This window comes from Kitasatospora sp. NPDC056273 (assembly GCF_042268845.1).
In the GTDB taxonomy this organism is placed as follows: Bacteria; Actinomycetota; Actinomycetes; order Streptomycetales; family Streptomycetaceae; genus Kitasatospora.
In genome coordinates, this window is sequence record NZ_JBHJSJ010000054.1 from 19071 (window position 1) to 31938 (window position 12868).

Sequence of the window (12868 nt, forward strand, 5' to 3'; positions counted from 1 at the left end):
GCGGAGCGGAGCCTCAGCGGCCGGCGGGATCCCGGTAGACGAGGTCCCCGTCCTGCCGGGCGGCGAGCTCCGTGATCAGGCCGTGGTCGGGCGACAGCGCACACGCGGGATCGGTCCGCCCCGGGTCGCCGGTGAGGGCGAAGGCCTGGCAGCGGCAGCCGCCGAAGTCGACCTCCCGGAGGGCGCAGGAGGCGCAGGGCTCGGGCAGCCAGTCGGTGCCGCGGTAGGCCCGGAAGGCCGACGACTCGGACCAGATCCAGGCGAGGGCGTGGTCGCGGACGTTCGGCAGGTCCAGTGGGAGGTCGTAGGCGGCGGGGCAGGGCAGGACCCGGCCGTCGGGGGCGACGGTCAGGGAGACCGCGCCCCAGCCGCCCATGCAGGGCTTCGCGACGCCGTCGAAGTAGTCGGGGACGACCCAGACGAGTTCGACGCCGGTCCGCCGCCGTCGGCGCTCGACGGCCTCCCGGGCGCGGTCCAGCTGGTCCCGGGTGGGCATGAGGGCGGCCCGGTTGGCCAGTCCCCAGCCGTAGAACTGCGTGTTGGCGAGTTCGATGCGCACCGCGCCCCAGGCGATGCCGAGGTCCACGATCGCGTCGATGTCGTCGAGGTTCAGGCGGTGCAGGACGACGTTGAGGCCCAGCGGCAGTCCGGCCTCGCGGACCAGCGCGGCGGCCCGCTCCTTCGCCGCGAACGACCGGCGTCCGGCGATCAGCTCGGAGGAGGCGGCGTCGGCGCCCTGGACGGAGAGCTGGACGCTGGGCAGCCCGGCCGCGGTCAGCGCGGCCAGCCGCTCCCGGGTCAGGCCGAGTCCGCTGGTGACGAGCTGGGCGTAGATCCCGGCGCGGTCGGCCCCCGCGACGATCTCGGTCAGGTCGCGCCGCAACAGCGGTTCGCCGCCCGACAGGTGGACGTGCGCGACCCCGAGTTCACCGGCCTGCGTCAGCACGTCCAGCCACTGATCTGTCGTCAGTTCTGCTCTGCGGGAGGTGAGTTCGAGCGGGTTGGAGCAGTACGGGCAGCGCAGAGGGCAGCCGTGGGTGAGTTCGGCCAGCATGGCCCAGGGCGGGTTCACCGCAGCCATCCCCGCTCCTTCAGGTCGTCGAGGAAGACCACGACGTCGTCGGCCCCCTCGACCGGGAACTCGGTGGTGATCTCCGGTACGGTCCGGGTGCCGTCGCACAGTCCGACGATCGCGGCCGCCTCGGCGCTGAGGACGACGATGAGCTCCGGGACGACCAGCAGCGTGCTGTTCCGCACCGGGCAGTGGCGCAGCCGCGCGTACCCGCTCAGGGCCGGTCGCCAGGTCACGCCGGGGCCCGTTCGACGGCGTCGAGGAGGGTCCACAGCAGCTCGCACTTGTAGGAGAGCGCCGCGATGGCGGCCTCCTGCTCGGCCCGGGTGCGGGCCCAGGACAGCACCAGGGACAGCGCCTCGTCGCTGTCCCGGCGGCCCTGGCCGACGCGGGTCCTGAAGTAGGCGAGGCCCACGGGCTCGATCCAGGTGTAGTGGCGCTCGAAAGCGGCGATCCGGGTGGCCATCAGGTCCGGCGCGAACAGTTCGGTCAACGAGGCGGCCACGGCCTCCAGGGGCGTGCCGTGGCGGCAGAGGTTGACGTAGCCGTCGACGGCGAGCCGCACTCCGGGCAGCACCCCGCGGCCCGAGAGCAGGTCGGCGCGGTCGAGACCGGCCGCCTCGCCGAGCCGCAGCCAGCGCTCGATGCCGCCTTCGTCGCCGTCGCCGCCGTCGTGGTCGGTGATCCGGCGGATCCACAGCCGGCGCAGGGCGGGGTCCTCCAGCTTGGCGAGGATCAGCGCGTCCTTGACCGGGATGTGCCGCTGGTAGTGGAACCGGTTGAGGATCCAGGTGCGCAGCTCCTCCGGCAGCAGGAGCCCCTGGTGCATCCTCAGGTTGAAGGGGTGCCGGTGGTGGTAGCGGCGCTCGGGCACGGCCCTGAGCTCGCTCTCGAAGGTCGTCACCATGTGAGGACCGCTCCTTCCGCGGCCACCCCGAGGCCCCGGTCCGCCAGCTCCTCATGGAGGGGGGAGTCCGGGTCGACGAGCGGGTTGGTGTTGTTCAGATGGGTGTAGAGGCACCGGGCGGACAGGGCGGCGAGCCGGTCGCGGGTGGCGAGCACGGGCAGGTGGCCCATCCCGGTGGCGGACTTCGTGGAGAACCCGGCGGTGCGCGGCTCCTCGTCGTCCCAGAAGGTGCCGTCGACCAGGACCAGGTCGGCGTCCTCGCCGAAGCCGTCGGTCCAGACGCCGGTCGACGGCGCGTAGAGCAGTCCGCCCACCCGCAGGACGCTCACCCAGTCCCCGTCGCAGGCGTCCCGGGCGTAGCGGGGGCGCTTGCCGGAGAGCGGTTCGAGCGCGACGCCGTCGAAGTCCCGCCAGCGCAGGCGGGTGTAGGGCGCGAGGACCTCGCCGAGGCCGAGTCCCTTGTGCACGGCGTCCCGGACCGCGTCGGTCGCCATGACCTCCAGTTCGTCGGCCTCGCGCAGCCGCGCCAGGCCGAGCGTGTGGTCGAGTTCGGCGTCCGTGAGGATCACGCCGGACAGCCGGGTGCGCCGGCCCTCGGGGTGCAGCCAGGGGCAGCGCTCGATCTGTTCGGCGATGTCCGGTGTGGCGTTCACGAGGTACACCCGGCCGGGCTCGGTCTCCACGGCGACGGACGCGTGCAGCCGTCGGCGCGACGGAACCGCGCGTGCCCCGGCACAGCCGGGGCACGCACAGTTCCACTGCGGGACACCGCCGCCGGCTGCCGTACCGAGTACGTGCAGTCGCACAGCGCTTCCTCCCTCTTCGAGTGGTGGTCCTACCGGTGCGGTGCGGTCCGGGGGCCGCTACCGCTTGGCGAGGTAGTACGCCGAGACCTCCAGAGACGCCTCCACCACCTGGTAGCTCGGCTTGCGCCAACGGGCGCCTTCCATCGGGGTGTTCGGCCGGTCGGTGGTGCGCTCCCGGGGCTGCCGGGCACGCCTGGGCTGTTCCTCGTGACGGGTCATGACTGTCTCACCTCCGTGTCGGGGCTTCACTGCGTCGTGTTGTGGTCGTAGGGGACGGCGAGGATCGCGCCCGGATTCGCCAGGTGGGTGGTCGGGGTACCGCCGTCACCGCGGACCATGTGCTGGCCTTCGCTGTCGGTGGCGATGTACAGCGTCTTGCCGTCCGGGCTGAGGGCGACGTCGCGGTAGCGGTTGACGGTCCGGAAGAGCTCCTCGTACTTCTTGCCGTCCTTGGAGAGCCGGAAGACGGTGCCGTTCTTCAGCGAGGTGACGAGGACGTCGTCCCCGTACACCTTGAGGCTGCCGGGCGCCATGGTCGGCCAGCACATGTAGGCGGAGGCGGCGTCGGGGCAGACCGGCGTGGTGCCGAAGTTGTGCCCGCTCTCGACGGTCGTCCCGTACGTGCTGAGCGGGGAGACCATGTTCTTGGTGAAGTCCGTCTCCTTCGTCGTCGGCACCTCGGCCGGCGGCGTGTTCGGGTCCGGGTTGTAGGTGAGCTTCTCGCAACCGCCCTTGGCCTGCGACCAGTTGGAGTAGACGTACGCCTTGTCGTCCTTCCACCCGGCGACGTTGGGCCAGCCGTAGTTGCCGCCCTTCGTGATGAGGTTGAACTCGTCGTCGGTGAGCGGGCCGTTCTCGGCCGTGTAGAGGTCCTTGCCGCCGAAGTCCATCCCGTCCGGGTTGCGCATGCCGTAGGCGTAGATGTGGCTGCGGGCGCCGTTCAGCTCGGGGTTGTCGTCGGGGACGGAGCCGTCCGGGTTGATGCGGAGCACCTTGCCCTGGTACAGCGACCAGTCCGACGCGGCGACCTGGGCGGCGGTCGGCAGGTCCTGCGCGTGGTTCGGCAGACAGTAGTCGGCCATGTAGTTGTGGCCCTGGTCGCCGATCGAGTAGTAGAGCTTGCCGTCCTGTCCGTACCGGATCCGGGCCGACTGGTGCTGGTTGTGCCCCGGCAGCCCCGTCAGGACGGGCTGTTCGTCGGAGAGCAGGCCGTCCTTCGCGGTGTAGCGGACGATCTTCGTGGCCGAGTCGTTGCCGTTCTTGTAGGTGTAGGCGAGGTAGAGGTAGTCGCTGCCCTTGCCCTTGCCGAAGTCCGGGTGCAACGCGAAGCCCAGGACGCCGTCCTGCCCGTCCTGACTGTGGAAGGCCTTTCCCGTGAGGTCGAGGGCGGTGCTCTTGGCGCCGCTCTGCGGGTCGACCCGGGTGATCTTGAGCCCGGACTTCTCGCTGACCCAGAGCCGGCCGTCGGGGGCGTAGGCGAGCTCGAACGGGTCCCCCAGCCCGTCCGTCACCACCTTCACCTGCGTCTGCGGTGCCTGGGCGGCCTGGGACTGCGGGGCCTGGGACTGCACGGGCTCGGCGGTGACGACGGCGGGCTTCTGCGCGGCGGTGCTGCCGCCGGACGCCGCTCCCCCGTTGTCGGAGCACGACGTGATCAGCGCGGCGGCGGGGATCAGGGCCAGTGCGACCGGGAGCTTTCTCATGATGCCTCCCACTCGTCGTGGCGACGAGTGTCTGGTTTCCGAATGACCGGATTCGGCGATTCCGTACGGGACCGGCCGCGCACGGTGCGGGCGCCCGGCGAGCGGGCCATCGCCAACGGTGGGGGGCGCCACCGGCGGCGTACGGCCGCCCGGCGTCCCGATCCTCACCGTAGGTCGGGTCCCCCGGATCCGCACCCCTCGTTGACCCGGTCGCGTGGCCCGGACGGCGGGGTCCTGCTCGACACCGGCGCGGCGAAACGGCCGCGATGGCGCGGGCCAGGATCACCGCATGGCGCGGGCGCTTCGCATCCATCCGATCGCACCCCGGTCATCACAGCTGCGCTTGCCCCTCCCGTCCGCGGCTTCCACTGGCATCATGGACGGGAAGTGACTCTTCGTCAGCTCCCCATCACGGGAGGCGGGATGGCGTTCAGGTTCCACTTCACCGGCGAGGACCTGGCGCGCACCAGGGTCGCGGGGGCGATGGCGGCGATGGTGGAGCTGAACGTGGCGGTGCGCGTCCTGCGGGAGGGCTGTACGACCGGGGACGTCGCCGCCGCCGTCCGCATCTCCGCGGCGAGCGCCAGCGAGCACACGACGGTACTGCGGGCGGCCGAGCTGGTCACCACCCTGCGGGACCGCAACACGGCGATCCACACCGCCACCGCGGCCGGGCTGACGCTCCTCGCCGCCGCTACGGGCTGAGGCCCGGCCCCGTGCGGGCGGGGCCGGGCCTCAGGTGACGCGGTGTCAGCAGGCGTAGCCGGAGGAGGCGGTCCACTTGTCGAGCTGCGCCCAGGTCCTGGGGCCGACCAGCCCGTCCTTCGGGAGGCCGACGCAGCCCTGGAACCTCTTCACCTCGCTCAGCGTGCCGTTGCCGAAGATGCCGTCGCGGGCCAGGTTGCTGCTCTTCATCGAGTAGTAGAGCTCGCACTGGAGCTGCTTGACGGCCGTCGAGCTGTCGCCGACCGACAGGAACGGCTCACTGCTGGTGTAGTTGCACCGGCTGGACGCCTGCGCGGAAGCGGCGGGCGCGGCGGCGACGCCGATGGAGAGCGCGAGTGCGGCGACGCCGAGGGCGGCGGTGATCCTCTTCATGGGACTGTCCCCTTTCAGGGGTCGTCAGGAAGGCGGGTGCGCGGTGGCGGCACCCGGCAGGACGCCGGTCCGGTACGGTGCGGGACCGGCCGGAGACCATCCCCCGCGGTCTCCGACCGGTGTTCCCCGGCCCGGCACAGCCATCGTGCCGACGGCCTCGGGGCGGTGTCGCCTCGCTTCGGCCTCACCCGAATCACGGACAATCGGGGCTTCCTCCGCACACGGCGCGAATGCCGCTCGCCGTGGCCCCGGAGGATCGAGGCCGTGGTCGCCGCCGACGAACGGGCCGACGGGCCCGTCGAGTCGGTACCTACCGAAAGGGCCGCGGGCACAGCCCGGTTCGCCCGTAGGGGGCGGGGCCGAGGCTCACGCCCCCGTGCTGGACGGCGAGTTGACCCGCTGCGGCGCCGCGTCCGGGCGGCCGGTCTCCTCGGCCTCCCGGACGACCACCGCGTCCCCGGCGGCGGCCGCGCTCGCGAAGAAGTCCCGCAGCTCGCGCAGGTCGTGGACGACGAGCGCCGCCCAGGTCTCGGACCAGGGCGTCGGGTAGCCGAGGTGCGCGGCCGTGCGGGCGAGCACGCTGTTCTGCTGGCGGACGAGTTCGCCGAGCGCCGAGCCGCGCAGGAAGGCGGAGGCCGCCACGACCTGTTCGGGGCGCAGCACCGGCATGGCGCCGCACGGCAGTGCCCCGTCCGGTTCGTGCCGCCCGCCGCCGTAGACGGGCAGTCGGGCGGCCGGGTCGGGGTGCAGCCCGTTCTCGGTGAGCGCGAGTTCCATCAGGACGGCGGTGCGCCGCACACCGAGGGCGAGCCCGGCGGCGGCCAGCCGGTCGTACCGGAGGTCGCGGTCGCGGGGCACGAGTTCGCCGAGTTCCTCCGGCGAGCAGGTGTCCACGGCCTGACCCGGCAGGCGGCGCCAGAAGTGATCCACACTCACCCGCCCAGCGTAACGAAGTCGCGGGGTGCCGATCCCGCGCCGAGCCGTTCAGACCTCGTCAAACCGGGGTTCGGGCCCCGTCAGGCCGCGTTCGGGCCCAGTCGGACCGCGTTCAGGCCTCGCCGGCGTGCCAGGCCGGCCATTCCCAGGGGCGGTCGGCCCAGTGGACCCGTTGGGGGTCGCGCGGGTCGAGGTCGGGGAAGAGCTGGTGGACGCGCGGCTCGAACTCCTCCGGTGCGAGCGGCTCCCAGCCGTGGCCCTCGAAGCGGACGAGGCGGTAGCGGCTGTCGGTGCGGAACTCGGCCACCTCGACCAGGGGGGTGGCCGTGCTGTTGGTCTCCATGCCCCCCAGCATGTGGCGCGGTGGCAATCAACGCCCGTCCAGACCCCTCTTCCGGGTCATGTCCCGGCGTCGGCGCGCTCGTTGAGCACAGCAAGGTTCTAGGGGGGCCGCTGGAAGGACGAGCACATGACTGGGCAGCCCACCGGAGGGCAGTGGCAGTGGCCGCAGAACGCTTGGCAGCCGCCGCCGGTTCCGACAGATCCGCTACCGCCGTGGTCCACCGCCACACCGCCGAGGCGCCTGTCGCGCAAGGCCTGGACGGCCGCGATGGTCGGCACGGGCGCCGTGCTGGCGTCCGTCCTGGCGATGTGCGGGCCGGGGTCGGGTGACGAGCTCAGCGTGGCGGCGCTGCCGGACGCCTCACCCACCGCCTCGGACTCGACGGCGGCGCGGCTGCTGCCGGTCTCCCCGTCGCCGGTCACGCCGGCGCCGTCCCCGCTGCCGCCGCCCACCCCGGGCGCGGCGGTCCCGGTGACCGGGCCGGGCACGGCGACGGCCGCGCCCGGTGCCGGGGGCAGCGCGACGCCCGACGCCCAGCACGCCTCGGCGAGTGCGCGCCCCAAGCCGGGGCACAGCCCGCACACCAGCACGCCGGCCCGTGGCCCGTCGGGCGCGCCCGCCCCGGCGAGTACCGGGGCGGGCGGCGGCCAGAACACCATCTGCGACCAGGCCGAGCGGGCGGGCCACTGGCCGCCCGGCTCGGACCAGGCCCGGGTCTGCCACAGCCTCTACGGCTGAACCGGCTGACCCGGCTGACCCGGCAGCTCCGGCTGAATCTGCTGGTCCGGCCGGTCCGACGTCGGCCCGGGAGCCGCAGGCGCGGCCGGAGCGCCCGGACCCGCCGGAGCCGCGGACGCCCCCGGGGCGCCCAGCAGCCCCCTGTCCAGCCGGGGCGCCAGCACCCGCGCCAGGGTGTCGGTGATGTGACCGGTGTCCCGGTACAGCACCACGCCCTCCAGCACGGCCGGGCAGGAGGGCCCGGTGCCGGGGCAGAGCAGCGGGCCGAGGTCGAGGGTCCGCACCCCGTACCGGGCGGCGAGCCCGCCGTCCAGTACGGGGTCGGGCTCGAACGCGGTGTCGCGCGGGAAGAAGCAGGCGTCGGAGCGCCCGTCGGAGGCGGCCAGGCAGGTCGGGATGTCCTTGCCGGGCATCGGGGTGTCGCCGAGGTAGGCGAGCGGGGCGCCGAGCGCGGTGAGCCGGTCCAGGGTGCGGGTCCAGCCCTCGGTGCGCTCCTCCGGGCTGCCGTAGCGGTTGAGGCCCGCCATCAGGACCAGCCGCGGCTTGGGCCCGGAGGCCAGCCGGGTGAGGGTGTTCTCGCGCCAGCGGTCGCACTCCTCGAAGGTCCGGCCGAGCACGTTGTTGCGCACGGTGAGGGTGGCCAGCGGGCAGCCGGGCTTGACCAGCACCTCCAGGGCCCAGTGCCGCTGCTCGGCAAGGGCGAGGCCGGCGGAGATCCACTGCCCGGCGTGGGAGTCGCCGAGCAGCACGATCCGGTCGGGGCTGTCCTCGGCGCCGAAGAGGCAGCGCGGGCTGCTGTCGGCGTTGAGCGGGATCTCGCAGCCCTTGCCGGGCGGGAAGTCCTCCCGGGCCCGGGCCAGCGAGGGCGTCAGGGTGAGCACCCGGGTGCCGGGGGCGAGCAGGCCCGGGCCGTCGGCGGCTCCGGCGGGCGCCGCCACGGGCCCGGAGGAGGGGTCGCCGAGGGCCCGTACGGTGCCGCCGCCGAGGGTGAGCGCGGCGATCAGCGGGATGACCAGGGCGCTGGCGCCGACGGCGAGCCCGCGCCGGGGTGCCGGGCTGCTGCCGTACCGCAGCGGCTGTTCGACCAGCCGCAGGGTGAGCCAGGCGGGCAGCGCGCTGGCGGCGGTGAGCGCGAGCAGAGTGGTCCAGGGCAGAGCGCCGTACCGGGCCTGGGCGATGGTCAGCACCGGCCAGTGCCACAGGTACCAGGCGTACGAGAGCCGTCCGGCGGCGCGCAGCGGGCGGGTGGCGAGCAGCCGCCCGGCGTCGGCGGCGCCGGGGCCGTCGTGCCCGGCGGCGTGTCCGGCGAGCAGGACGGCGGCGGTGCCGAGAACGGGCAGCAGCGCGGCGGCACCGGGGAAGGGGGTTTCGCGGTCGTACAGGACCACCGGTGCGAGCACGGCCGCGAGGCCGAGCCAGCCGACCACCCGCAGCGACCACACCACCGGGCGCCGCTCGGCGCGGGAGAGCAGGGCCGGGCCGGCCAGCGCCGCGCAGGCGCCGGCCGCGAACTCCCAGAGCCGGCTGCCGGTGGAGAAGTAGGCGAGCGGCGCGGAGGTGGCCGTCCAGCGCAGGCAGAGCGCCAGGGAGACGCCGCCGACGGCCACCGTGGCGAGGGTGATCGCGAGGGTGCGGCGGCGCCCGTGCAGGTAGCGGGCGAGGCCGAGCAGCAGCACGCCCCAGAGCAGGTAGAACTGGTTCTCCACGCCCAGCGACCAGAAGTGCTGCAGCGGGCTGGGGTCGTGTTCGGCGGCCAGGTAGTCGGTCTGCTGGCCGACGAAGCGCCAGTTGGCGAACTGCCCGGCGGAGGCGATCAGGTCGCGGGCGAGGTCGGTGCCGCGCAGCGGGTCGAGCAGGGCACCGCCGGCGACGGCGGTGGCGACGAGCACGGTGGCGGCGGCGGGCAGGATCCGCCGGGCGCGGCGGGCGGCGAAGTCCCACAGGCCGAGCGGGCGGCCGACGAGCAGGCCGGTGATCAGGAAGCCGGAGATGACGAAGAAGACGTCGACGCCGACGAAGCCGCCGGTCAGGCCGGGGACGGCGGAGTGGAAGGCGAGGACGGAGAGCACGGCGACGCCGCGCAGCCCCTCGATGTCGGGGCGGAAGGCGGTGCGCCGGCGGGCCTGCCCGCTCTCGGCGACGGTGGCGCGCTGCGGGGCGGCGAGTTCCCGGTCGACCCGGACGACGCCGGGCAGCAGGTCGACGCCTGGGCCGGACGCGGCGGAGGTCGGAACGGAGGGCTGGACATCAGCGGAAGAGGAGGACGACGACGGTGGTGGTACGGCCGTTGACACGGCGGTGCTCCTTGCAGGGCTGGCAGCGGTTTGTCGGGCCCGCCGGGCCGATGGGGCGGCCGGGCGGTGTCCGCGCCGGTGGGGCGACGCGCAAGGAAACGCAACAGGCAGGTGTTGCAGTGGAAGTGACGGTCCGTCAGAAGATCAGTGGGTCGGCCCAGCCGGAGGCCAGCAGCCCGCACAGCAGCAGCGCGGCGGTGACGGCGACGGCCTCGGCCCGTCCGAACCCGAGGTCGGAGCGGCCCGGTGCGGGCGCGGCGACCTCACCGACGGCGGCGCCCTTGCCCCCGTTGGTCCCGTTCAGCAGCGGCCACAGCTCCCGGATCAGCGGGACCATGGTGTAGGTGGTGAGCGCGAGCAGTCCGGCGAGCGCCCAGTACGGCCGCCAGCCGTACAGCAGCGCGGCCCGGACCAGCCCGGCGGCGCCCGCGAGGACGACGAGCCCGAGCCAGGCGACCCCGATCCGGGCGACGGTGCGGGCGAGCGTGCTGCCGCCGGAGACGGCGCCGGTGGGCACCCAGTCGGCGGAGCGGCGGCGCAGCGCGTGCGCGATGGCGACCACGTGGCAGAGCCCGCCGAGGAGTTGGACCCGGGTGACCTCGAAGCGCCAGCGGGTCCGGGACATCGCGGGCAGCAGCACCAGGGCGACCCAGATCGGCGGCAGGAACGGCAGCACCTGCCAGGGCTGGATCTCCTCGGGCCGGAAGAACAGCATGATCAGGGCGGGCAGCGGTACGGCGAAGACGTTCACCGCGCTGGTGACGTAGCCGAGGATGCCGTTCCAGAAGCAGAGCCGGGCGGACTTCGGCAGCGGGCCGCGGCGGAAGTCCGGGTCGCGGACGAGCGCCAGGGAGCCGAGGCACCAGCGGTACTGCTGGCTGATGAAGGCGGGCAGGCCGGTGGGCGACATGCCCTTGGCGACCAGCGCGGGGACGTAGCGGGTGGACCATCCGGCGCGGGCGAGGGCCAGGCCGGTGTAGAGGTCCTCACTGTGGTCGATCTCGGCGAAGCCGCCGATCCGCTGCAGCGCGGCGCGGCGGTACAGGGCGTTGGTGCCGCAGCAGACGGTGCCGTCCTGCGCGTCCCGGGAGGGCTGGATCCAGCGGTAGAAGATCTCCTGGGTGGCTCCCGCGGCGCGTTCGAGCCAGGACATGTCGGCGTCCGTGTCGAAGCACTGCGGGCTCTGCACGATGCCGACCCCGGGGTTGTCGAGGTAGGGCACCAGGTGGTGCAGGAAGTCGGGGCGGGGGCAGAAGTCGGCGTCCAGGACGGCGACGATCTCGCCGGTGCCCTCGGCCAGGCCGTGGTTGAGGTTGCCGGCCTTCTTGAACCGGCCCCGGTCGGGGCGGGCGTGGTAGCGGAAGCCGTAGGACTCGGCGAGTTCGCGCACCTCGGGGCGGCCGGCGTCGTCGAGGACCAGGACGGTCAGCTCACCGGGCCACTGGACGGCCGCGGTGTACCGGTAGGCGTTGTCCAGGACGGCCAGCGGTTCGCCGGCGGTCGGCAGCAGCAGGTCCACGCTCGGGGCGCGGGCGGGGCTCCAGGCGCGCAGCAGCAGGTCGTGCGAGTCGCGGGTGAAGCGCCGGGCGCGCTGGCCGTCGGTGAGCGAGAGCAGCCAGGTGGCCGCGTTGAGCACGGTGAGCACCAGGAAGGGCCAGAGCAGCGGCTTGCTGAGGGCGAACAGGCCGAGCGTGGCGGTGGCTCCCGCGTAGGAGAGGGTGGCGCAGAGCAGCACCCAGCGGCGCTGCGGGCCGAAGTACCAGTAGAGCTCCTCGTCGTCGGGCGGACTGGGCAGCCGGTGGTCGTCGGGGTCCGCGGGTGTCCGGCGCGGACCGGTGTCGGGTGCGGGCATGGCGGTGCCATGGAGAACGGGCATGCGGAAATGGCCCCCCTGGGCAGCGGACGGAACGTGGCCGTTCGCGCTCAGCCTCTCACATTGGCCTAGACCAATAATGAACGAGGTATGACATCTCCGCATCGCCCCAGCTCAGCGAGTTGACGGCGGATCACCTGCGGAAACCCGGTCCAGCGGAACTGAACCGAACCCCGAGGGCGGGCCGTTTCCGAGGCCGTCAACCACCGGTACGACTACTGGTACGACCGCCCGGACGACCCGGCCCCGGCCTCCGCACAGCCGTCAACTTCCGTACACGGACGTCAATTCCCCGCGGACTCCGCCTTCAACTCCTTGACGAGGTGCGCGAACCGGAGGTCCGGGCGCCGCGGGATGCCGAAGCGCTCGTCGCCGTACGGGAACGGGCTGAACTCGCCGGTGCGCCGGAAGCCGCGCCGCTCGTACCAGGCGATCAGCTCGGCGCGCTGCTCGATCACCGTCATCTCCATCGCGCCGACGCCCCACTCCTCGCCCGCCACCCGCTCCGCCTCGGCCAGCACGGCCCGGCCGATGCCGCCGCCCTGGAGCCCGGGACGCACCGAGAACATGCCGAAGTAGGCCAGCCCGCCGCGCCGCTCCAGCTGGCAGCAGGCGACCAGCTCGCCGTCCCGCTCGGCGAGCAGCACCACGCCGTCGGGGTGGCCCACGGCCTCGGCGACGGCCTCCGGGTTGGTGCGCCGGCCGCCCAGCAGGTCCGCCTCCGTGGTCCACCCGGCCCGGCTGGAATCGCCCCGGTAGGCGGACTCGACCAGCGCGACCAGCGCCGGGACGTCGGCGGGCGTGGCGGGCCGGAACACGGGCTCCCCGGCGGGCCGGGCGAAGTCGGTGGCGGTCTCGATCATGGGTGGTCTCTCCTCACGTGCAGGGGGCCGCCCGTGGTGGCCGGCCCGCGGGCATCGTGCCACAGCGCCCCCGCCGCACCCGGCGCCGCCTCCGCTGCCCGCCCCTCCCCCGGCCCCCTCCGCCGGCTCCTCCGTCGCCCCCGCCGCCGATCCCTCCCCGGGGCCGGCCGCACCGGCAGAACCGGCAACGCCGGTTGCCGGTCATGGCGTTCCGACCGAGGTGACGTGCGTTCAC

The 12868-nt window shown here is 73.8% G+C and carries 14 protein-coding genes; 2 read left to right on the forward strand and 12 right to left on the reverse strand.

All coding sequences use genetic code 11. The annotated features are described in order from the left end of the window. Nucleotides 1–13: 13 nt before the first annotated feature. The 6 genes from pqqE to ACFCY1_RS33360 are packed head-to-tail and all read right to left on the reverse strand — an operon-like array spanning nt 14 to nt 4488. Nucleotides 14–1081 carry a pyrroloquinoline quinone biosynthesis protein PqqE gene (gene pqqE, locus ACFCY1_RS33335; RefSeq protein ID WP_375876995.1) on the reverse strand — a complete coding sequence of 356 codons (1068 nt, stop codon included), beginning with the start codon at nt 1079–1081 and terminating at the stop codon, nt 14–16. Beyond that, nucleotides 1069–1308 (reverse strand): pyrroloquinoline quinone biosynthesis peptide chaperone PqqD, encoded by a 240-nt coding sequence (gene pqqD / locus ACFCY1_RS33340; RefSeq protein WP_375876996.1) that lies wholly within the window; start codon nt 1306–1308, stop codon nt 1069–1071. The genes pqqE and pqqD overlap by 13 nt, the downstream gene beginning before the upstream one ends. Then, entirely contained in the window at nt 1305–1979 is a 675-nt protein-coding gene (gene pqqC, locus ACFCY1_RS33345; RefSeq protein WP_049654684.1) for a pyrroloquinoline-quinone synthase PqqC, read from the reverse strand. The genes pqqD and pqqC overlap by 4 nt, the downstream gene beginning before the upstream one ends. Continuing rightward, nucleotides 1973–2785 (reverse strand): pyrroloquinoline quinone biosynthesis protein PqqB, encoded by an 813-nt coding sequence (gene pqqB, locus ACFCY1_RS33350; protein ID WP_375876997.1) that lies wholly within the window; start codon nt 2783–2785, stop codon nt 1973–1975. Before pqqB ends, pqqC begins: the two co-directional genes overlap by 7 nt. A 57-nt stretch (nt 2786–2842) precedes the next feature. Then, nucleotides 2843–3004: a hypothetical protein gene (locus ACFCY1_RS33355; protein ID WP_375876998.1), complete on the reverse strand. Its 162-nt coding sequence runs from the start codon at nt 3002–3004 to the stop codon at nt 2843–2845. A gap of 26 nt (nt 3005–3030) precedes the next feature. After that, nucleotides 3031–4488, reverse strand: a complete 1458-nt coding sequence (locus tag ACFCY1_RS33360) for a glucose/sorbosone family PQQ-dependent dehydrogenase (protein ID WP_375876999.1) — start codon at nt 4486–4488, stop codon at nt 3031–3033. Nucleotides 4489–4911: 423 nt separating this feature from the next. Between ACFCY1_RS33360 and ACFCY1_RS33365 the strand changes: the two genes are divergently transcribed. Then, nucleotides 4912–5193, forward strand: coding sequence for a hypothetical protein (locus tag ACFCY1_RS33365; protein ID WP_375877000.1), 282 nt, complete (start codon nt 4912–4914; stop codon nt 5191–5193). Nucleotides 5194–5238: 45 nt separating this feature from the next. Here the strand turns inward: ACFCY1_RS33365 and ACFCY1_RS33370 are convergent, their stop codons facing one another. The 3 genes from ACFCY1_RS33370 to ACFCY1_RS33380 form a co-directional block, all read right to left on the reverse strand. Continuing rightward, nucleotides 5239–5586, reverse strand: coding sequence for a peptidoglycan-binding protein (locus ACFCY1_RS33370; RefSeq protein WP_375877001.1), 348 nt, complete (start codon nt 5584–5586; stop codon nt 5239–5241). 366 nt (nt 5587–5952) lie between these two features. Then, a complete protein-coding gene (locus ACFCY1_RS33375) occupies nt 5953–6522 on the reverse strand; it encodes a hypothetical protein (protein WP_375877002.1) in 570 nt (189 codons plus the stop codon). Nucleotides 6523–6634: 112 nt separating this feature from the next. Continuing rightward, nucleotides 6635–6865 carry a hypothetical protein gene (locus ACFCY1_RS33380; RefSeq protein WP_049654693.1) on the reverse strand — a complete coding sequence of 77 codons (231 nt, stop codon included), beginning with the start codon at nt 6863–6865 and terminating at the stop codon, nt 6635–6637. Between the two features lie 126 nt (nt 6866–6991). On the opposite strand from ACFCY1_RS33380, the gene ACFCY1_RS33385 reads away from it, so the two are divergent. Then, on the forward strand, nt 6992–7603 hold the full coding sequence (locus ACFCY1_RS33385) for a hypothetical protein (protein ID WP_375877003.1): 612 nt from the start codon (nt 6992–6994) through the stop codon (nt 7601–7603). On the opposite strand, the gene ACFCY1_RS33390 is transcribed toward ACFCY1_RS33385, so the two are convergent. From ACFCY1_RS33390 to ACFCY1_RS33400, 3 genes are all read right to left on the reverse strand, one after another. Beyond that, nucleotides 7594–9897: an acyltransferase family protein gene (locus ACFCY1_RS33390; RefSeq protein WP_375877004.1), complete on the reverse strand. Its 2304-nt coding sequence runs from the start codon at nt 9895–9897 to the stop codon at nt 7594–7596. The genes ACFCY1_RS33385 and ACFCY1_RS33390 overlap by 10 nt on opposite strands. A gap of 136 nt (nt 9898–10033) precedes the next feature. After that, nucleotides 10034–11773 carry a cellulose synthase catalytic subunit gene (locus ACFCY1_RS33395; protein WP_338016312.1) on the reverse strand — a complete coding sequence of 580 codons (1740 nt, stop codon included), beginning with the start codon at nt 11771–11773 and terminating at the stop codon, nt 10034–10036. 281 nt (nt 11774–12054) lie between these two features. Further along, nucleotides 12055–12633 carry a GNAT family N-acetyltransferase gene (locus ACFCY1_RS33400; protein WP_375877005.1) on the reverse strand — a complete coding sequence of 193 codons (579 nt, stop codon included), beginning with the start codon at nt 12631–12633 and terminating at the stop codon, nt 12055–12057. Nucleotides 12634–12868: the final 235 nt, after the last annotated feature.